A 19,844-nucleotide genomic window follows, 5' to 3' on the forward strand; every position below is an offset into this window, starting at 1 on the left:
TTATAACGAAAAAATGCAGCAAATAAACGTATTTTTTGATTGAATGTCCCTAGCTATCTTTTATTCTCATGGGGTAGCTGAGTAGTTACAGAAGGCTTAAGTATGAAAAAAACTGTTATTTTACTAATGCTTATTACTATATTATCTAAACTATTGGGTTTTGGTAGAGATCTTACTCTATCCTATTTTTTTGGTGTATCTAATATTACAGATGCTTATTTTATTTCTAATACAATTCCTACAACAGTGTTTGGATTTATTGGGACTGGAATTGCAGTAGGCTTTATACCAATATATCAAGAGATAGTTAATAAAGATACACAAGAAAGAGCTCTAAAATTTACATCTAATCTTTTAAGTTTTAGTTTGTTATTTAGTACAGTAATAATACTATTGGGGTTTTTATATACTGAAAATCTTGTCAATGTTTTTGCTTCTGGCTTTGATAAAAAAACTCATGAAATTGCAATAGTATTGACTAAAATAAACCTTTTTTCAATATATTTCACTTCAGCAATATATATATTTTCTGGATTTTTGAATGTCAATAAAAATTTTATTACTACTGCCATAAGGAGTATACCATTAAATATTATTATAATATTATTTATAATTATTAGTTACATATCTAAAAATGTTTATTTTCTCGCTTACGGCGGAATAATCGGAATGTTTTCGCAATTAATTTTAATGTATCCCCATGTAAGAAAATTGGGATTTAAATTTAGTTTCAATTTAAATAGAAAAGATAAATATTTAAAAAAAATAATTATCCTTTCGTTACCAATAATAATTGGCGTTTCAATAAATCAAATTAATATATTAGTTGACCGAACTATGGCTTCTCAAATTGAATCAGGTGGGATATCTTCTCTTACTTATGCTAATATTGTTTATTTATTTATCGAAGGAATTATCGTAACTACAATTATTACAGTAGTCTTCCCATCAATGAGTAATGCTATTGAAAAAAAGGATATTGATAGTTTTAAAAATTTATTTTCGAAGTTAGTAATATATGTATTAATTTTTATTATTCCTATCTCAGCAGGAACATTGATATTTTCAAAACAGGTTATTTTATTATTATTTGGTAGAGGGGCATTTAATATGGAAGCAATAGAAATGACATCAAACGTATTATCTTATTATGCCATTGGTATGGTTGGGTTTGTACTAAGAGAAGTCATTTCGAGAGCTTTTTATGCATTTAAAGACACAAAATCTGTGTTATATAATGCTGGTTTAGCTCTAATTTTAAATATCATATTAAACATAATACTGTCAAGATACATGGGTATTAGTGGTCTTGCCTTGGCTACAAGTATATCAGGTTTTGTCGCCTCAATATTACTTGGAATTAGATTACAAAGTAAAATTAAAGGTTTATGGAATAAGCATCTTGTCAAAACCCTTCTTAAAATACTGATAGCTACTATTATAATGGCTATAGCCGTAAAAGGAATATTTTATAACCTTACTAACCTTGTAGGGGAATCAGGTGCTTTATTAATTTCTATTTTATTAGGAGCAATTATATATGCTATATTACTAATTTTTATGAAACTAAAAGAGGTTAATGATCTTTTGGTTAACCTTAAAATGAAACTATTAAAAAGGTAATAAACGGTAATCACTCAGTCACCCTATGAAAAACCGGTAAAAAGGCATTTTTTTAGGTGGTTGAGGGGGACTGGCTATGTATAGTAGTGGGCAGGGCCTTTTCCTGCCACGTGCAAAGTTTTAAAACAAAGAAAGGCAGCGAGTTGTAGGTTCGTTTTTATCTTTATGGCAGCAATTATAGGTAATAAGGGGCGTGTTTTCGCTGGAATCATACTCCTTTGTAACCGTCAAGATGAATTGGTTCTTACGCTCTTTTAGAGATTATACACACACCGGGGAATTTGACTAGGGGAATGTTTTTTCAGAAAAACCTTTTATGCTAGGCAGCTGACAATACTCTCAGAGCTAGTAACTTACTACTTGCACGACCATACATCATTCGCTTGATTGTTTTGAGACGATTAACATGTCCTTCGGTGACACCATTACTGAATGGATGTGTACATGCTTCAGTAATGGCTTTTATATCTTTTTCCACATACTTCGTGAATTTCTGCATGGTTGAAAATGATATGTCCTTATACATTTTTATCCAATCTATTAAGTGTGAAGATATCTTTTTCTCTCGAATAATAGCTAAAAAATCTTGGACCATTACATGTAATGGTCGTAAATCAGGGAATTCTTCTAAAAATACTTGTGATACGTTTTCTTCTAGCTTTTTAGCATCAGATTCATTCCACATACATTTTAGGATGTGTGATCTAGGTACTGTAGTTGTAAGTTTATTCACTTTGAACTCTTTTCGTATTTGGGCAACAAAAGCATTTAAGGTAGATCGCGAACCGTTATATCCTAGTAAGTGTAGTAATTCTTCCATTTGATTGACTGTTTTCTCTTCTTTAACCCAGTTCTGTATATGGGAAAGAAACGGGTTTAGAATAGATGAACGATGACGATCAGGTTTATGTTTTCGATGTAAATCGCTATAGACTGTGGCACGGCTGATGTTCATATGCCGTGCTATCCAGGTGATTTTCTTTCCTTGTTTTACTAACTCTTGAACTCGTTGAATACGCTGCTATACTTTTTCCTGATGCAATTCTCGTTTGGAGTCTGTTTTTCGTACGATTGGAGTTATTTTATCGGACTGGATGTGTTCCATGTTTTTCCAGGATGATGGAATATATCGATTCTTTTAACGAATCAAATAAACCTTTTAAAATATGCCACCGATCGGCAACTTGTTTGGCATGTGGAAGAGCAGAAGAGATGGCAGAAGCATAGGAAGTAGAGCCATCACGGCTTACGATTTGGATACTAGGATGTTCTTGAAGCCACCCTATCCATCCTCTTTTGAACGACCTTCTAAGATTGCGACAGGCTTTTTTGTCCCTTGATTGACAATAAGAGTCCCGTAATTATTTCTCTTTTTAAAAGCAAAATCATCAATCCCTCCAAAATACTAACCCCCAGTAAACGAATACATCTAGTTTACTTGAAAGTTGAATTTTTTTGGCGAAAGTGTAAAAAGTATCTTAGCGAAAACTGTCAATTTCATTTTAGCATTTACAATAAATAACAGGATTATAAAAAATACTATAAATAGTGTGTCGAAATGACCAATATGAAAGTATATTATGTGGAATGATTGATAAAGTAAGAATAGCTAAAATTAGTTTGGACAGAAATTTGTCAATATATAGACTCATAATCGAAATGGAATTATGAAAAAATGTCGAAATAGAACTTATACGACATATAATTGGTAATATATGTCGTTTTCTATTTTCCGAAAATATCGAAATATATGTTAGTATGAAACTAATATTAGTGGGGACAATCTAACAAATAACGTACCTGTTGCATGAAGGGAGAAAAAATGAGTACGATTGTTGGAATTTATCATGTCAATCAAGATCCAATAACTGTCGAGCATTGTAATGGGATGATGAGGAGTTTAAAACAATACCCTGCTGATGATATTGGCACATGGAAAAAGAAAGATATCTTTCTTGGGTGTCATACACAGTGGATTACCACAGAATTAATTGGCGAATGATTACCACTTCTTGACCGAAAAATAAATTTAGTCATTATATCGGATGTCATACTTGATAATCGTTACGACTTATTTGAGAAATTGCAAGTCCCCAAAGTACACCAGAATTATCTGATAATCAGTTAATTTTGACATTTTATGAAAGAGGGTATCTTATTAAGAAACCAATTGAGGTGAAACAAGTTATTTCTATATTAACATCACAATATGCCGTTTCACAAAGTGATTGTGAGAAGAAATTATTGTCATTTCTAGAAGATTTATATAAAGATGAATTAATTTAAGTGAAACATAAAGTTGATACATAGATTCCTAAATGGTGTAAGAGAGGATATAGGAAAACTATGAAAAAGGTGAAGAAATTTCTAGCGTTAAATACACAAATGAAGTTATTGTTTGCAGAAACGTTTTTTTTGTTAGGATGGGCAAGAATCTTGAAAATTATTCCCTTTTCTAAAGTGGCTTCTTCATTAGGGAAAAAAGAAGTTGAAACAAATTTTATTTCAAATGAAAAAAACAGAGAAACGTTAAAGGGAATATCAAGAGCGATCCATGTGATGAGCGAACATACACTTTGGGAAAGTCAGTGCCTTGTGAAAGCAATAGCGGCGATGAAAATGTTAGAAAAGCGTGGGATTGAAAGTACTTTATATTTAGGGATGGCCAAAGATGAAGATGGGAAACTCATTGCACATGCTTGGTTACGGAGCGGTTCTTATTATGTGACCGGGTCAGAAGGTATGGAACGATTTACAGTTGTAGGGAAATTTGCGAAACATATCAATACTAAAAAGAATTGAAGGGGACAGCGATGGATAACAAATTTGAACTTGATTTGACACTCCTTTCGAAGGAATTTAAGCTGTTACTTGAATTGCTGAAGGAAGATAATGAAGAGGGTATACAAAAAAACAAACAAGAATTATTTTCTGATATTGATTGGGAGCATTTTTTGTATTTAGCAAGGCATCATCGTGTGTATCCATTAATGTATGTGAGATTAAAAAGTATGGATAAAAGTCTAATTCCTCAAGAAGTGATTGAAACTTTATGTAGTGAATATAGAAGAAATACGTTTCAGATGCTTCAGTTGAGTGGAGAAATGGAACGACTAAATCAGTTGTTTCATGAACATGGGATTCAATTGCTTCTGCTTAAAGGGCCAGTAATAGCTCAGGAGATTTATGGGGACATATCCTTACGAACTTCTAAAGACTTGGATATTTTGATTAAGGAGATAAATTTAGAAAAAGTAGAAAACGTTCTGTTAGACCTAGGTTATGTAAGAAATGGAGTTCAAACCATACTAAATGAAAGAAAATGGAGACATCATCATGTGAGTTACTTTCATCCCAAAAAATGTATAGAAATTGAAATCCATTGGAAGATACATCCTTTTCCCATGAAACAACCATCTTTTGATGAATTATGGCAGAGGAGAAGAGTAACTTCTTTGATGGGTTCCTCCGTTTGTTTTTTAGGAAAAGAGGACTTGTTCTTATATTTGATAGTGCATGGAGCACGTCATGGATGGTTTCGTTTGCGTTGGCTAAAAGACATTGATCAAATGTTTAGAAGAAGTATGGATTTTGAAAGAATATATAAATTTCTAGAGAAATATAAATACCATATTCCGTATAGTCAAGTACGTATTTTACTATCGATATTACTACATACTCCAATGAGGGAAAAAGTAAAAATACTAACGAAGGAAAAACAAGCAGAAAAATTAGCCGAAAAGGCATATATACACATTATTAATTCAAAACAACAATCATATATTAGTAGTTATTTAATTTCATTAGAAACCAATTCTCAAAGACTTCTTTTAATTATAAGTTCACTTTATCCATGTTTTAAAGATGTGGAGATAATAAAATTACCAAAATATCTACATTTTTTATATTTTCCACTACGCCCCTTTTTATGGACATGGCGAAAAACAAAGCATCTCATATCATCATAGAGAGGTGGTAAAAGATGAAGTATCTTATATATTTTATCAAAAACTACAATCTTTTAGTGGAAAGACTTTGTACATCAATCCTATAGGAATGGTATTCGTCAGCTTATTTGAGGGAATCGCTATTTTTTATTAATCCCAATGTTAAGTATGAGTGGAATTTTAAATGTAGATGCGGGAGTCATTCCTATTCCAGGAGTTACAGAGCTTCTGCAGAAATTTAAGTTGAGCTTACATTACCTGTAATCTTAGGTATATAGGTCTTTTTAATAATCGGCCTAACCCTACTACAACGAAGCGTAACAATCCGAAACACAAAACTCCAAATGACTTTCATTAATTCCTTAAGGTTAGAACTATATGATGGACTATTACAAGCAAACTGGTTATTCTACGTAAAAAAAAACGAAAATCCGATTTGATTAATTCGTTAACAAACGATCTTAGCCGTGTTAGTTTAGGAACGAATTTATGCTTACAATTGCTAACTTCTTTTGTGTTTATGGTTATTCAAATCGGTTTAGCTTTTTGGCTATCTCCTCAAATGACGATCTGCGTACTTGTTTGTGGTGTGATTCTTATTATTTGCTCACGTACGTTTGTTAAAAAGGCCAAAGTTTTAGAACGTAACACATCAGAGATTTCACAAAGTTATATGAACGGAATTACAGAGCATTTTAATGGGATGAAAGACATTAAGAGTAATCATTTGAAAGAGTCGAGATACGAGTGGTTAAGGAATTGGTCTAGATGGATTAAGCGTGAGCAGCTCGGTTATATTAAATTAAAAACAGCGTCGCAAGCGGCTTATAAGAGTGTGATGGGCGTTTTAAAAGCATGGTAAATGCATTGAAAGTCGCGATGGAAGCAAAGCGTGAGTTAAATGCAACTGGTAAGTTCGTTCCAATGACAAATGCTGAAATGCCAAATACAGCATCTCATGAGCAAACGTATATGTTAATCGGTGGCTTAATTGTACTTTTAGGTGCAGCTGCATTAGTTCCAGCAGTGCGATTAGCTCGTAAAGTAGAACAAGCGTAATACGTATTATGGAAAAGAAAAAGAAAGTACGTAAGCGTAAGTCGAAATGGAGATGGGTAATCATTGGGATTCCCGTTTCCATTATTTTGTTTGGTCTTGGAATTGTTGCCTTTTTTGGTTGGGAGTTAACGAAGCAAACAACACTGTTAGCTCATACTGTTATTACACCTTATACGCCAGAAGAGCCGGAAACAGAGTTTGAAAAGCAAATGTGGTCTAAGATTCCTGACCCAGGAGAGAAACTTGGGGAACTGAAATTCTCTTCTATTTCTTATGAAGTTCCTGTTGTAGAAGGAACACATCCAGAGGAATTGAAATCAGGGGTTGGACACTTTGCGGGAAGTTTGCTTCCGGGGCAAGGTGGAAATGTTGTGTTAAGCGGACATCGGAATACGAGTTTTCGTAAGCTAGAAGATGTGAAAAAGGGCGATCCAATTAAATTTGAAACGCCGTATGGTGAGTTTGTTTATGAAGTAACAGATTTCAAAATTACGGGAGCGAATGATGAGACAATTATCGTTCCAACTGATTATGAGACATTGACATTAACGACATGCTATCCGTTTGAGTATATTGGTGATGCACCTGATCGTTTTGTTGTGTATACGAAGCTTGTGTCTAAACCGGATTTAAAGAAGTAATCGTAATTTGAAGAGTAAGGCCCCATTGCTTACATAGCGATGGGGCCTTATTTAAAAGGATTTCCCAGCCTTATCCTATTTTATGGATAAGGCTGGGCATTTTTTGTATGTATAGAGTAAATAAGGTGCTACGTATTCTTTACGTAGCACCTTATTTTATACGTGTTCCTTTGTCGCTTTTAAATTTTGCATATGAGCTTTTTGTTGGCTTTCTTCTGGTATTTGCATGTAGTCTCCGTACATTCCTGATAAGTAGCTGTCTGCATTGTTTGGGACAGGGAACATGTGTCCATCGAAAATGCCCTCTTTTAACGGGAAGATTTCAGTAAGCGTAAAGTTATGCCATCTGTAATAGCCAGTTTCTAGTCCGTACGTTACTTTATCTGTTTTTTTAAGGCCTTTTGCATATAGTTTAAAGAATTTTGATTTGTTGAGCAGTCTTCTTGCTATATCTGCTGGGCCGTTAATTTGGGAAGGATAATTGATTGCGGCAAGTTTGCGTACAATTTTTTCTAGCGGTGTAGCAGTTTCAGAAACATAGTCAAATGGGAAAATATCAATGGATATTCCTTTTCTCTTTGTACCATCGCTTTCTTCCCACTCAAAGTCATCTAAGTAAAGAATTTTTGTCCAGTTATGTTTACCGTGTGTATTTACTTTTTCTGTTTCTAGTTTATATGGCTCTGGTAAATGGTTTGGAATAATGCGCAAGAATTTCTCGTAGTCTTCTCTTAGCATCGCAAGATCTGCATCGTCATCCCAAGGAATAAATCCTTTATGTCTAACAGACCCTAGTAAAGTACCGTCTGTGATCCAAAATTTAATATCATGTTCTTTACAAATTTCATGAACCGTTATGAGCATATGCAGCATCACTTTTTGAGCTTGCTCTAAGGGGGATAATTGTCTCGAATTCAAAATAAATTCCTCCAATGTTCTAATCAATACAACAAATTTTAATGTTTTCGATTGCATGGAAAGAGACTGCAACCACAAATTTAAGTATATATTATACATCAGTGATAAATTGATACGCAACTACTGTGCTTTTATATATTGTTTCTGATATTTTTATTGTTGCTATTTCTTCTTAATATTATTTATAAAGGATGCTCTTTACAAAGTACACATTAAGTTTACAAAATATTTACGTTAGCGTCTATAAGTGATAAAATGACAACATGTTCAAAAAATGAACGGATGAATTAGGTTATGGAGGGGAGCTCTATGCAACAAGTATTAAATATATTAGAAGTTATTAATCAAAACCCGCAGATGAACCAAAAAAAGATTGCGGAGCACTGCAATATATCTGTTGGTAAAGTGAATTATATTATGAATGATTTAACAAAAAATCAATATATCTATAGCGAAAAGTCAGGCAAATACATGAATTATTATTTGTATAAGAAAGGCTTTGAATATATGAGGCAGGAACTAGCGGCTTATCAAGGGAAGAAGCTTAGAGTTCATCGCAAAGAGAGTAAGAAGGTTACGCAAGCAGTTGTTCTTGCAGCTGGGAAGCGTCATGAGTTTGGGAAGCCATCTGGTTTATTAACCGTTGGGGAAAAGCTTTTATTAGATCGTAGTTTAGAAATTCTGAAAAACAATGGGATTGAGAAGATTGTGGTAGTTGTTGGCTACAAGAAGGAGCAGTTTGAGGGCTGGACAGGCCGTCATAATGTACACTTTGTCGAGAATCCAAAATATAAGTGGACGGGATCAATGGCATCGCTAGCAGCGGCTGGGGAGCATATTACGGATGATTTCTTATTAATTGAAGATGATATTTTAATAGAAGAGAAAGCTCTTGTACAAGTGTTAAACCATCCAGAACCAGACTGTGTATTAATTACAAATGAGAGTGGATCTGGTGATGAAGCGTTTGTTGAGATTCAAGATGGCTATTTGTATAAAATTTCAAAAGACATTCATCAGTTAAATCGTATCGATGGTGAGATGGTTGGGATTTCTAAAATTTCGTATGACGTGTTTATGAATATGTTAGCGACATTCCGTCATAATCAAAATCCATATGTGAACTATGAATATTTACTTCTTGATGCGGCACGGTTGTACGATGTTGGTTATGCAAAGTTAGCAGATGTTGTATGGGCAGAGATTGATACACCGAAGCAATATGAAGTGGTGAAAAATAAAATCTATCCTCGCTTAGTGAAAAAAGAAGCGGAGTTTAAAGAACGACAAATTAAAAAGTATGTTTCGGAAGCACTTTCTATTTCAAAAGATGAAATTGCAGACATTCAACCATTTGGTGGCATGACGAATACGAATTTCAAAGTAAGTGTTGGAACAGCAGAATATGTGCTACGTATTCCAGGTAGCGGTACAGAAGAGATGATTAGCCGCCGTGATGAAATGGAAACGGCTAATTTAGCAAGTGAGTTAGGAATTGATGCTGAACTTTTATACTTTAATGAAGAAACAGGTGTGAAATTAGCTGCGTTAATTCCAAATGCAGAAACATTAAATCCGAAAACAGCAAAACGTAGCGATAATATGAAGTTAACCGCAAATATATTAAAGGAATTACACAGTTCGGATGCCGAGATGAATAGTACCTTCAATGTATTTGAGAAAATCGAGCATTATGAAGGGTTATTAAATAAAGTAAATGGTTCTAACTTCGATGATTATGCAGAAGTGAAGAACAAAGTGATGCGATTAAAGGATCTGTATGAGGCAATGGATGTTGCAGTAACACCTTGTCATAATGATACGGTTCCTGAAAACTTTGTTAAGAGTGGAGAAGACAAAGTATATTTAATCGACTGGGAATATGGCGGCATGAATGATCCGATGTGGGACATTGCAGCACATAGTTTAGAGTGCGATTTTTCTTTAGAAGAGGAAGAGTTATTTTTATCTTATTACTTTAACGAAGAAGCAGACGAGTCTTATCAGAGAAGAATATTAATGAATAAGATTTTCCAAGATTTCTTATGGAGCATTTGGACAAAGATTAAAGAACAGGCAGGAAGCGATTTTGGGACATATGGAATAGATCGTTACAATCGTGCGAAGGGAAATTTACAGCTCTTCTTAGAGTTGTAGTGGGGGATATACGATGAGAAAAGTGCAAAGTAAAGGCATATTTTATGGAATCTTTTCTGGTTTTGCTTGGGCTGTAGATACGGTATTGATTGGAATTATCTTATCTTCACAATTGATGTTAGCGACAGAACAAGTTGTGTTTCTTGCTCCGCTTGTAAGTACGTTTTTACACGACTTTATGTCAACGTTATGGATGATGCTTTATATGGGGGTAAAGGGTCAACTGAAAACGGCCCTTTCTAAGCTGAAAACGAGAAGTGGACGGTTTGTTATGTTAGGGGCACTTATGGGTGGACCGATTGGGATGACGTTTTATGTATTAGCTGTAAAGTATATCGGAGCTTCTTATACAGCAGCGATTTCGGCAGTATATCCAGCAGTTGGTGCGCTTTTTGCATTTATATTTTTGAAAGATCGCCTTCGTTCATGGAACTGGCTTGGCTTAGTTATTAGTATTACGTTTATTATTGTACTTGGATTTACAGGCGATGGTTTTGCTACTGAAAATTATATGTTAGGATTTATTTTCGTCCTTATTTGTATCGTTGGCTGGGGATTAGAATGTGTAATCTGTGCGTACGGTATGAAGGATGAAGAAGTATCTCCAGAAGAAGCACTCCAAATTCGTCAGCTTGTTTCAGCAACAACATACGGACTTGTTATTTTACCTTCAGTTGGAGGGCATTTCTTAACGAGGGAAGTTGTGATGAGCAGCGAGTTTCTGTTAATTATTGTGATTGCGCTAGTGGGAACAGCTTCTTATGTGTTCTACTATAAGGCAATTCATGAAATTGGACCGACAAAAGCGATGGCACTTAACATTACGTATTCGGCATGGGCAGTTGTCATTTCGATGTTAGCATTAGGAGCACCTTTCTCATGGAAGCTAATTATTTGTTGTATTGCGATCCTTGTAGGGGCTATATTAACAGTTGCGGATATATCTGAATTTATGAAAGCGAAAAAATATAGAGGTGAAGTAACGTGAGAGCGATTTTATTAGCGGCAGGTATGGGAACTCGTTTACGTCCATTAACGTTAACGACTCCAAAATCATTAGTAGAGGTAAATGGCAAGCCAATGCTAGAGCGTCAAATTGAATATTTACAAGAAATCGGCGTGGAAGAAATTATTGTCGTAACAGGCTACTTAGCTGAGAAGTTCGATTATCTTGTTGATAAATATAATGTGAAGCTTGTGCACAATGACAAATATAATGTGTACAACAATATTTATACAATGTATTTAGTTCGTGAATACTTGCAAGATGCATACGTAATGGATGCTGATGTGTATTTACACCGTAATATCTTTATAGAGAATCCAGAGTCATCTTTATACTTCAGTGCGAAGAAAGAAGATTTCCGTAATGAATGGATCATTAAGCACGACGAAAATCGTAAAGTATATGATATTGAAATCGGTGACGGTGATGATGACTACATCTTATGCGGTATTTCGTATTGGTCAAAAGAAGATGGCGTTCATATTGTGAAAAAACTAGAAGAAGTGGTAGATCAGGAAGATTTCGGTGAACTATACTGGGATAATATCGTCAAAGATAATATTCAAGATCTAAATGTTCATTTGTACAAAATCGATAGTAACGATAGTTTTGAAATTGATTCTATCGAGGACTTGAAAAAAGTAGAAGAAAAACTAGCTGTTTTAGCAAAATGACAACTAGTGATGGTTTTATGAAAAAATTGGAATTTTTCTTGCCATATAAAATAAAAGTAGCTAAGCTATATTTTATAGGTCAAAAAAAATGAAAAGTCAGGTGGAAAATATGGGTTCTATTTTAGTTTGTGGCGGAGCAGGTTATATCGGCTCTCACGCGGTGAAAAAGTTAGTTGATGAAGGGCAATCTGTAATCGTAGTGGATAACTTGCAAACAGGTCATGAGGACGCAATTGCAGAAGGCGTGAAATTTTATAAAGGCGATCTTCGTGATAAAAGTTTCTTAAGAGACGTTTTCAAGCAAGAAACAATTGATGCAGTGATGCATTTTGCAGCGGACTCTTTAGTTGGTGTGAGCATGGAAAAACCGCTTCAATACTATAATAACAACGTATATGGTGCACTATGTTTACTAGAGGTAATGGATGAGTTCAAGATTGATAAATTTATCTTCTCATCAACTGCCGCAACATATGGAGATGTAGATGTTGAATTGATTTCAGAAGAAACACCAACAAACCCTACGAACACATATGGAGAAACAAAATTAGCGATTGAAAAAATGTTGCATTGGTATAGCCAAGCTTCGAGTTTAAAATATAAAGTTTTCAGATACTTTAACGTAGCTGGTGCAACGCCAAGCGGTATCATTGGTGAGGATCATCGCCCAGAAACGCATTTAATTCCGCTTGTTCTGCAAGTTGCTTTAGGACAACGTGAGAAAATTATGATGTTTGGTGATGACTACAATACACCAGACGGTACATGTATTCGCGACTATATCCACGTTGATGATTTAGTAGCGGCTCATTTCCTTGGACTTAAGGATTTACAAAACGGCGGAGACAGTGACTTTTATAACTTAGGAAACGGTAACGGATTTAGTGTAAAAGAGATTGTTGAAGCTGTTCGTGAAGTAACAAATCATGAAATTCCAGCAGAAGTTGCGCCAAGAAGAGCTGGAGATCCAGCACGCCTTGTTGCATCTTCTCAAAAAGCGAAAGAAAAGCTAGGCTGGAGCCCAGCATATACAAACGTGAAAACAATTATTGAACACGCATGGAATTGGCATCAAAGCAAGCCACAAGGATATGATAAGTAAAAATGATTGATAAAGTGAAACTTTAATCAGTGGGGTTTGCTCCACCCCCCACTGATTATTAGTTGAACNNTTTACGGGCAGTTGATCCCCACCTTTCTTGTTTTTCTGGGGGTCTTACTGCCCGTTAATGCGGGATAAAAGAGAGTGTATCGTCGTTCAACATATGTTCGACAATACACTCTCTTTTTGTATAAGATATTTGCTATACTAAAATGTACTGCGAAAGGAGGGGGAATCATGAAAATACTTGTAGTCGATGATGAATCGAGCATTCGGAATTTGATTCGTATGCAGCTGGAGATGGAAGGATATGAAGTGCTTACTGCAGCTGATGGGAATGAAGCTTTGCAAAGGTGGACCGAGGAGCCGGATGTATTGATTTTAGACGTGATGCTTCCCGATACGGATGGTTATGAATTGCTTCGCGTATTTAGGGAGAAGGACCGGGATATTCCTGTACTTATGTTAACAGCGAAGAGTCAAATGAATGATAAGTTGCTTGGCCTTCAGCTTGGTGCGGATGATTATGTGACGAAGCCATTTAATCATGCAGAGCTGATTCTTCGGGTGAAGAATATGGCACGGCGTGTAATGAAGCAGGGAGTGCCTAAGGATAATAAGATCATTCGGGCTGGTGAGCTCATCATTTATCCGAAAGAGCGGAAATTGCATGTGAATGGAGAAGAAATTGATTTAACGTACCGTGAGTTTAATTTATGCCAGTTGTTTGCTTCGCATCCGCAGCGCGTGTTTATGCGTGATGAGCTATTAGAGAAAGTGTGGGGTTTTGAATACACGGGAAATACGAGAGCGGTGGATATTATGGTGCAGCGCCTTCGTAAGAAGCTTGGGGCAAGCGGTGACAGCATTAAGACGATTTATGGCGTTGGGTATAAGTTGGAGTGTTAAAAGGTGATAAGATGTCGTTAAAACGAAATATGGTATTTGGTATAGTAGGATTGTTGATTCCGATTTTGTTTCTCCTTTATACGGTGATTTATATTTCACTGGAAAAGAATATGTATCATAATGCTGCAGGCTCTTTAGAGAAGTTAAGTGTAGAAGCACAAATTTATACGATGAACTATTTAGAGAAAGAAGCAGATATGGAGACACTCGGACCGAACTCATTGCTTATTGCTTCTTATTTAGCAAAGCGGATGGATGTTCGTGTACAGATGATTGGGAAGAATGGTGATGTTGTTGCCGATACAGAAAAAGGAGCCTTGCTGCATAAGAATGTAGATATTGACCAGTCGTTACGTGGAAAGAAGGCATATGTGTTTGAAAATGGTGATCCAGCACCACTTCTTTTATTCTCGAGTCCGGTTTATTATGGAAGCGATGTCATCGGAGCGATTCGCTTTATTAATGAATTGCAAGATGAGAAAGAGGTCTTAATGAACGTGAGTTGGACATTTCTTATTACATCGATTTGTTTAGCCAGTGGCGGAATTTTCTTTGCGATTCGTTTAGCGAAATCTCTTCATAAGCCAATTGATCAGTTAAGACAAATGGCAAAACGGCTCGCAAACGGGGATTATAAAAGTAAAATTGAGCTAAATGAGTATGTAGAAATTGCCCAGTTATCAGCGTCTTTCAATGCGATGGCCGATGCAATTGAACTGCATATAACGCAGCTAAAAGAAGAGAAGGAGAAGCAAAAGGATTTCTTAGACCGCATTACACATGAGCTGAAAACACCGCTTACTGCGATTATTGGATATGTAGATTTAATTCCGAAACTGGAGTCTTCGCGGGATGTAGAGGAAAGCCTTCAATATGTTTCCATTGAAAGTCATCGTCTATTATCGCTCGTTGAAGAATTGTTACAATCTTCGAAGTACGGAACGAGTACGTTTGAAGTTTCTCCGACGATTGTCGATATAAAGAAAATTGCGGAAGAAGCGATTTCGATTGTGAAGCCTCGTCTAGAGCAATATGAGATAGAAGTTATCAATGAATTAACAGAGGTGCAGGTTGTTGCTGATTTTGATAAGACGAAGCAAATTTTCTTAAATGTGTTTGATAATGCAATTAAATATAGTGATGCGACGCAAATGAGGATGAATGTTGTTGTAAATGAAGAGGAAGCGAAAGTTCTCATCCATGATAATGGGATTGGTATGGATGAAGCGATACTTGCAGAATGGAATCGTTCTCCGAAAGGGAAAATACTCTCTTCTAGTTATGGAAATGGATACGGTTTGTTCATTTGTCAGGAGATTATGAACAAGCAAGGCGGAAGCATGCGAATTGAAAGTAGTGAGGAGATGGGAATGATGATTGCTATCACATTTTTGCTGCCGAGACGCATGGAAGATATAAAAAACTTGAAAGCGGTTAAATGATACATTTATGAAACAATTATGCGGTATTTTCGAAACAACGTTTTTTTATTGTGGAGGTAGGCAGAAATGAAAAGGCTATCATTTCAAATTCTCTTGTTTGTCTTTTGTATGATTGCTGCTCTTATTTTGTTTTATGTAATAGAGAAGCAATTGTATAACCGCGTTACCATTTTGGATGACAAGCAGGTCGTTTTAGAAAGAGCAAGTGAATCTCTTCCTACTGAAGTGAGAGTAAGACATGAGAAGTGGGGAGAAGTAGTTGTAACAGATGAAGTTCGTCTACATGCGATTGTTTCATTCTTTGACAAGATTCGAATAGAGCAAACAGAAGCGAAGATTCGCGAACAAGTATTTACTGGAGAAGTAACGTACTTGAACGGACATAGGCGTACTTTTGCAGTAGGTGACTTGTTCCAGTACGGGACAAATGTATACGGAAAGCAAGGTATGGATCCAATGATTTCCGCATTTCAAACGTATTTGCTGAGCTTGTATTATACGCCGGAGTCTATTAGCAATTTCTTTGCGGAGGCGAAGGAGGTCATAGTGAGGCAAGGAGAAGAAGTGCGTACTACAAATCTTGCGCCAATACTTGATTCTATTCGGCAAGCGAAGCAAATTACAGACTACGGAGAAATTCAGAAGTTACTGCAATTGCAGAGGGATCCAATCGTCTATATTACCGCTTATCAAAATGGTAAGCATGTGAAGAATGAACGTGAGGATATTTTAACGATTTCTGTATATCCTTCTTACTTTGTCGTTCAATATATTGGCGATAATAATGGGAATGTAATGTATATGAAAGGCTCCCTAGCAACGTTATTTGTAAAGGAGAATGTTTCATGAGAAAGATAGCCTTTTTCTTCTTTGTGCTAGTAATTGGAGGAGCGATGTCTAGTTGCTCTCGAGATACTACCTCTATTAAATATAATAAAAATGGTCTTCCAAATTTAAAAGATCGTCATCTTGTTGCATACGTAGCAGCGCGTGAAGAAGTCGGTGAAGCACTTCTATCATCATTTTGTAAACCACGCGGGTGCACGTATGAATTTATTCGTCTTTCTACAGAAGAGATTCTTCGGAGAGTAGAAAAGGAAGCAAAAAACCCGAAGGCAGATATCATCATCGGTGGTACAGTAGATGCACATCAAATGATGAAGCAAAAAAATCTATCTATTCCTGTTATAAGTGAGCATACCAGTAGCATTTCAAAAGCCGTTAAAGATCAGGATGGATTTTGGTATGGCTATGAAGTAGAGCAGCTTGCTATCGCTATAAATAAAGAGCGGTGGAAGCAGGAGATAGAGCCGCTTGGTCTTTCTTATCCATCAGAGTGGAAAGACTTATTACACCCCGCGTATGCTGGAGAGATTGTCATGCCTGACCCGAATATATCGGGAACAGCATATACGCTTTTCGGATCGCTTATTGATATGTTTGGCGAAGAAGAGGCGAAAGGTTATGTAAAGAGCCTTGCTGGACAAGTGGCAGAAGTGACGATGAATGGTTACATGCCGGCGGAGTATGTTGCGAGTGGTGAATATATGATCGGTATTAACTTTATGGGAGATCAACGGATGCTTCAAAAACAAGGCTTTCCGATTGTGAGCAAAGTTCCAGCGCAGACAGGATTATCTGTTAATGCGATTTCAAAATTAAAACATGCACCGAGTGGTATTATAGCGGATTTATTTATTAATTATTGTTTATCAGAAGAAGCGGGGCATATTTTGGAAAAGGTTTCGTTTGGCGTACCAACGATGCTTACGAAGAACGAGAAAGAAATAGAAGGTCAGCCTGTTAGAAGAACAAACAAAGATATATCAAATAGCGGGGTCATCGAGATATGGAATAGACAACGTCTCTCTCAGGAATGAGAAAAGGAGAAGAGATGGTATGTTTAATTGGTTGAAACCAGCACCAATGGTAGAAAGATTACCAGCGAATATGATTGATAAAGTATATAGACTACTGCGTCTTCGTGTATTAATCGGTATTTCAGTTGGATATGCAGCGTATTATTTAGTTCGTAGTAACTTTACTTTATCAAGTACGTATTTAATGAAGGAATACGGTTTTAGTGCTTCTGAAATTGGATTACTAGGTTCGGTCATGGCAATTGTTTATGGATTTAGTAAATTCTTTATGGGGAATTTATCGGATAAAGCGTTCGCCCAGCGCTTTATAGCGGTCGGTTTATTCTTATCAGGGCTTGTCAATCTTTGCTTTGGTTTTGCTCATTCATTTGGAATGATCATCACATTACTTGTACTGAACGGTATTGTACAAGGTATGGGGGCACCACCTTGTAGTATTGTTATGACAAAGTGGTTCTCGAAGAAAGAACGCGGTACAAAAACAGGTATTTGGAATATTTCACATAACGTCGGCGGAATGCTTGTACCACCACTTGTTGGTATCGGTGTAGGTATTTTCGGTGAAAGCCATTGGCAAGGCGGCGTATTTATTTTCCCGGCGATTATTGCGATGGTCATTGCTGTTCTCGTTTGGATCAATGCGAAGGATACACCAGAATCAGCTGGTCTTCCTCCAATCGATGAATATCGAAATGACTATGAAAATCTTGAAAAAGCAGACAATGCAAACAAGATGTCACCAAAAGAGATTTTGATGAAATATGTAGTGAAAAACAAATTTGTTTGGTACTTATGTATTGCGAACGCATTCGTTTACTTAATTCGTTTCGGTGTTATTAACTGGGTACCGATTTACTTAACAACAGTTAAAGGATTTACACAAGCACAGTCACATGCAGCGTACTCTATTTTTGAAGGAATGGCGATTCCAAGTTCATTAATCGTTGGTTTCTTAAGTGATAAGTTATTTAAAGGAAAACGTATGCCACTATGTGTTATTAGTATGGTAGGTGTTGTTATTGGAACGTTTGTATATTGGCAAGCATCTAGCGTACTTGTTGTGAGTATTGCGGTTTCTATCATCGGTTGTTTAATTTATGTGCCTCAGTTTCTAATTGGCTTAAGTGCAATGGAATTAGTGCCGAAATTTGCAGTAGGTACAACAGTTGGTATGTGTGGTCTATTTGCTTATGTAGGAGGAAGTCTTACAGCAAACCTAGTCATCGGATTTATCGTTGATAGCTCTGGTTGGGACGGTTGCTTCATCTTACTATTAGCAGGTGGTATTTTATCAACATTATTCCTATTGATCGTTCAACGTGGACATGAGAGAAAAGGTCCTGAAGGTAAAATTGCATAATAGTTTATGGAAGGAGAATCTATCAATTGATAGGTTCTCTTTTTTTAATCAAACGTTTGTTTAAAAAGGAAAATAGCATTATTGATCCATTATATATAGAAACTTAACATTCGTTTTACAATATCTTCAAAAACAAATGTTAAAATTTAGTGGGAATTAGTAAGGCAAATTAATATGTATAAAGGAGATGCTGGAAAGTGGGAATTTTTGTATCAGAGGTAGAAACATTTTTATTCTGTTCCGCAACAGTCACACAGCAAGATTGTACATTTGATTTTGTCGTGCGTAGTACGCCGATCGGGCTTTCGATTTGTTTAGTAGAAGATTATGAAGTAGAGTGGCTTCCGATGAGGGTGGAGACATATTTGAAAGTGAATGGAAGTATGTTTCTAGATGAAGAGGCAAAAGAGGAGTTCCGTAAACAGTTAAACAGTGAAACGGGATGGATGTTAGATAAGCAAGGCGATGAAGAAGGTATTGTACAAAGGGCGATGCGGGCTAATGAATATGAAGCGTTGCTAACGGTAGAAAAGAAAATTCCGCGTGAGATGAGAAAAGATGTAACAACGTCTCCGCTAGAGTATGATGATGATCAAGTGAAATTTAATATGTGGAGAAAAAGTTCAAACCGCCTAATGTAAGGCGGTTTTTTAATGAGATGAGTATGTTTTTTGTTTCTTAAAACTTGCTTAAAAGATAAGCTGTTATATTTCTAAACATTGGCATTTTTGTTACAATATAAGTGATGGTGTAAAACTTTGTAAAGAAAGCGTAATAATGTAAAAGTATATAAATCCATTTTAATTTTTCCACATATAATTCGCTGCTAAGAAGGAGAGAAGGCGGGCCAAATTTGGTTGATAATCTACAACTTCCACGATCTCAGGTGCTTTTGGTTTTTTTGCATATGAATCACTGCTATGAAAAACAAAAAGTAACCTGCACTCATTTTCTCTATCTGTTTTTACTTGGCATGGGGCAGGAAGAGGCACTGACCGCTACTATGCATGGCCGGATGCTCTATCCCGTCTAAAAAGAAAGGGTTTATATTTTTTTAATTGGATCTATATAGCTATCGTTTTCTGAAAGTTTTATATAATTTATAATTACTATATAAATATATAAA

General features: G+C 35.9%; 21 protein-coding genes and 1 pseudogene. 19 read left to right on the forward strand and 3 right to left on the reverse strand.

What is annotated here, in order from left to right; translation table 11 throughout:
- Positions 1 to 102 precede the first annotated feature (102 nt).
- Positions 103 to 1,623, forward strand: a complete 1,521-nt coding sequence (gene murJ, locus CN373_RS19260; RefSeq protein WP_098359943.1) for a murein biosynthesis integral membrane protein MurJ — start codon at positions 103 to 105, stop codon at positions 1,621 to 1,623.
- 319 nt (positions 1,624 to 1,942) lie between these two features.
- Here the strand turns inward: murJ and CN373_RS25280 are convergent, their stop codons facing one another.
- Together CN373_RS25280 and CN373_RS25285 are read right to left on the reverse strand one after the other, a co-directional pair.
- Positions 1,943 to 2,638 carry a transposase gene (locus CN373_RS25280; protein ID WP_276307613.1) on the reverse strand — a complete coding sequence of 232 codons (696 nt, stop codon included), beginning with the start codon at positions 2,636 to 2,638 and terminating at the stop codon, positions 1,943 to 1,945.
- A 67-nt stretch (positions 2,639 to 2,705) separates the two neighbouring features.
- Positions 2,706 to 2,909, reverse strand: coding sequence for a transposase (locus tag CN373_RS25285; protein ID WP_113745337.1), 204 nt, complete (start codon positions 2,907 to 2,909; stop codon positions 2,706 to 2,708).
- 536 nt (positions 2,910 to 3,445) lie between these two features.
- On the opposite strand from CN373_RS25285, the gene CN373_RS19270 reads away from it, so the two are divergent.
- The 7 genes and pseudogenes from CN373_RS19270 to CN373_RS19295 all read left to right on the forward strand — a co-directional run bounded on the left by CN373_RS19270 (position 3,446) and on the right by CN373_RS19295 (position 7,270).
- On the forward strand, positions 3,446 to 3,625 hold the full coding sequence (locus CN373_RS19270) for a hypothetical protein (RefSeq protein WP_098359944.1): 180 nt from the start codon (positions 3,446 to 3,448) through the stop codon (positions 3,623 to 3,625).
- A 173-nt stretch (positions 3,626 to 3,798) separates the two neighbouring features.
- A complete protein-coding gene (locus CN373_RS26065) occupies positions 3,799 to 3,909 on the forward strand; it encodes a PqqD family protein (protein ID WP_165771900.1) in 111 nt (36 codons plus the stop codon).
- Between the two features lie 60 nt (positions 3,910 to 3,969).
- On the forward strand, positions 3,970 to 4,425 hold the full coding sequence (locus CN373_RS19275) for a lasso peptide biosynthesis B2 protein (protein WP_098359945.1): 456 nt from the start codon (positions 3,970 to 3,972) through the stop codon (positions 4,423 to 4,425).
- A gap of 11 nt (positions 4,426 to 4,436) precedes the next feature.
- Complete coding sequence (locus tag CN373_RS19280) at positions 4,437 to 5,591, forward strand: nucleotidyltransferase domain-containing protein (protein ID WP_098359946.1); 1,155 nt, start codon at positions 4,437 to 4,439, stop codon at positions 5,589 to 5,591.
- A 385-nt stretch (positions 5,592 to 5,976) separates the two neighbouring features.
- The gene (locus CN373_RS19285; RefSeq protein ID WP_276307614.1) at positions 5,977 to 6,432 is read left to right on the forward strand and encodes an ABC transporter transmembrane domain-containing protein; all 456 of its coding nucleotides are present in this window, start codon (positions 5,977 to 5,979) and stop codon (positions 6,430 to 6,432) included.
- Positions 6,417 to 6,629, forward strand: a pseudogene (locus tag CN373_RS19290) (cell wall anchor protein); the annotation flags it as partial. The gene CN373_RS19285 and the pseudogene CN373_RS19290, both read left to right, overlap by 16 nt.
- An 8-nt stretch (positions 6,630 to 6,637) precedes the next feature.
- Positions 6,638 to 7,270, forward strand: a complete 633-nt coding sequence (locus CN373_RS19295) for a class D sortase (RefSeq protein ID WP_098359948.1) — start codon at positions 6,638 to 6,640, stop codon at positions 7,268 to 7,270.
- 156 nt (positions 7,271 to 7,426) lie between these two features.
- Here the strand turns inward: CN373_RS19295 and CN373_RS19300 are convergent, their stop codons facing one another.
- Complete coding sequence (locus CN373_RS19300; RefSeq protein ID WP_098359949.1) at positions 7,427 to 8,188, reverse strand: LicD family protein; 762 nt, start codon at positions 8,186 to 8,188, stop codon at positions 7,427 to 7,429.
- Positions 8,189 to 8,497: 309 nt separating this feature from the next.
- Between CN373_RS19300 and CN373_RS19305 the strand changes: the two genes are divergently transcribed.
- The 11 genes from CN373_RS19305 to CN373_RS25415 all read left to right on the forward strand — a co-directional run bounded on the left by CN373_RS19305 (position 8,498) and on the right by CN373_RS25415 (position 19,751).
- Positions 8,498 to 10,345: an NTP transferase domain-containing protein gene (locus CN373_RS19305; protein WP_098359950.1), complete on the forward strand. Its 1,848-nt coding sequence runs from the start codon at positions 8,498 to 8,500 to the stop codon at positions 10,343 to 10,345.
- A 13-nt stretch (positions 10,346 to 10,358) separates the two neighbouring features.
- Positions 10,359 to 11,333, forward strand: a complete 975-nt coding sequence (locus CN373_RS19310) for a DMT family transporter (protein WP_001233438.1) — start codon at positions 10,359 to 10,361, stop codon at positions 11,331 to 11,333.
- Entirely contained in the window at positions 11,330 to 12,025 is a 696-nt protein-coding gene (locus tag CN373_RS19315; RefSeq protein ID WP_098359951.1) for an NTP transferase domain-containing protein, read from the forward strand. The genes CN373_RS19310 and CN373_RS19315 overlap by 4 nt, the downstream gene beginning before the upstream one ends.
- Positions 12,026 to 12,134: 109 nt before the next feature.
- The gene (gene galE / locus CN373_RS19320) at positions 12,135 to 13,127 is read left to right on the forward strand and encodes a UDP-glucose 4-epimerase GalE (RefSeq protein ID WP_098359952.1); all 993 of its coding nucleotides are present in this window, start codon (positions 12,135 to 12,137) and stop codon (positions 13,125 to 13,127) included.
- Between the two features lie 237 nt (positions 13,128 to 13,364).
- On the forward strand, positions 13,365 to 14,036 hold the full coding sequence (locus CN373_RS19325) for a response regulator transcription factor (protein WP_098359953.1): 672 nt from the start codon (positions 13,365 to 13,367) through the stop codon (positions 14,034 to 14,036).
- Positions 14,037 to 14,047: 11 nt separating this feature from the next.
- On the forward strand, positions 14,048 to 15,478 hold the full coding sequence (locus tag CN373_RS19330) for a HAMP domain-containing sensor histidine kinase (RefSeq protein ID WP_098359954.1): 1,431 nt from the start codon (positions 14,048 to 14,050) through the stop codon (positions 15,476 to 15,478).
- Between the two features lie 66 nt (positions 15,479 to 15,544).
- On the forward strand, positions 15,545 to 16,327 hold the full coding sequence (locus tag CN373_RS19335; RefSeq protein WP_098359955.1) for a DUF3919 family protein: 783 nt from the start codon (positions 15,545 to 15,547) through the stop codon (positions 16,325 to 16,327).
- Positions 16,324 to 17,358 carry an ABC transporter substrate-binding protein gene (locus CN373_RS19340; protein WP_098359956.1) on the forward strand — a complete coding sequence of 345 codons (1,035 nt, stop codon included), beginning with the start codon at positions 16,324 to 16,326 and terminating at the stop codon, positions 17,356 to 17,358. The genes CN373_RS19335 and CN373_RS19340 overlap by 4 nt, the downstream gene beginning before the upstream one ends.
- 19 nt (positions 17,359 to 17,377) lie before the next feature.
- Positions 17,378 to 18,718 (forward strand): MFS transporter, encoded by a 1,341-nt coding sequence (locus CN373_RS19345; RefSeq protein ID WP_098359957.1) that lies wholly within the window; start codon positions 17,378 to 17,380, stop codon positions 18,716 to 18,718.
- Positions 18,719 to 18,915: 197 nt separating this feature from the next.
- Positions 18,916 to 19,359, forward strand: coding sequence for a hypothetical protein (locus CN373_RS19350; RefSeq protein WP_098359958.1), 444 nt, complete (start codon positions 18,916 to 18,918; stop codon positions 19,357 to 19,359).
- Positions 19,360 to 19,571: 212 nt separating this feature from the next.
- Positions 19,572 to 19,751, forward strand: a complete 180-nt coding sequence (locus tag CN373_RS25415; protein ID WP_000228193.1) for a hypothetical protein — start codon at positions 19,572 to 19,574, stop codon at positions 19,749 to 19,751.
- Positions 19,752 to 19,844 lie beyond the last annotated feature (93 nt).

Origin of the sequence: Bacillus cereus (assembly GCF_002561295.1) — a bacterium.
GTDB classification, from domain to species: Bacteria; Bacillota; Bacilli; order Bacillales; family Bacillaceae_G; genus Bacillus_A; species Bacillus_A cereus_S.

Bases quoted from the DNA above. Each gene is read 5' to 3' on its own strand.
- murJ (WP_098359943.1), top strand. From the start codon at position 103: ATGAAAAAAACTGTTATTTTACTAATGCTTATTACTATATTATCTAAA.
- CN373_RS19270 (WP_098359944.1), top strand. From the start codon at position 3,446: ATGAGTACGATTGTTGGAATTTATCATGTCAATCAAGATCCAATAACT.
- CN373_RS19275 (WP_098359945.1), top strand. From the start codon at position 3,970: ATGAAAAAGGTGAAGAAATTTCTAGCGTTAAATACACAAATGAAGTTA.
- CN373_RS19280 (WP_098359946.1), top strand. From the start codon at position 4,437: ATGGATAACAAATTTGAACTTGATTTGACACTCCTTTCGAAGGAATTT.
- CN373_RS19295 (WP_098359948.1), top strand. From the start codon at position 6,638: ATGGAAAAGAAAAAGAAAGTACGTAAGCGTAAGTCGAAATGGAGATGG.
- CN373_RS19305 (WP_098359950.1), top strand. From the start codon at position 8,498: ATGCAACAAGTATTAAATATATTAGAAGTTATTAATCAAAACCCGCAG.
- CN373_RS19310 (WP_001233438.1), top strand. From the start codon at position 10,359: ATGAGAAAAGTGCAAAGTAAAGGCATATTTTATGGAATCTTTTCTGGT.
- galE (WP_098359952.1), top strand. From the start codon at position 12,135: ATGGGTTCTATTTTAGTTTGTGGCGGAGCAGGTTATATCGGCTCTCAC.
- CN373_RS19325 (WP_098359953.1), top strand. From the start codon at position 13,365: ATGAAAATACTTGTAGTCGATGATGAATCGAGCATTCGGAATTTGATT.
- CN373_RS19330 (WP_098359954.1), top strand. From the start codon at position 14,048: ATGTCGTTAAAACGAAATATGGTATTTGGTATAGTAGGATTGTTGATT.
- CN373_RS19335 (WP_098359955.1), top strand. From the start codon at position 15,545: ATGAAAAGGCTATCATTTCAAATTCTCTTGTTTGTCTTTTGTATGATT.
- CN373_RS19340 (WP_098359956.1), top strand. From the start codon at position 16,324: ATGAGAAAGATAGCCTTTTTCTTCTTTGTGCTAGTAATTGGAGGAGCG.
- CN373_RS19345 (WP_098359957.1), top strand. From the start codon at position 17,378: ATGTTTAATTGGTTGAAACCAGCACCAATGGTAGAAAGATTACCAGCG.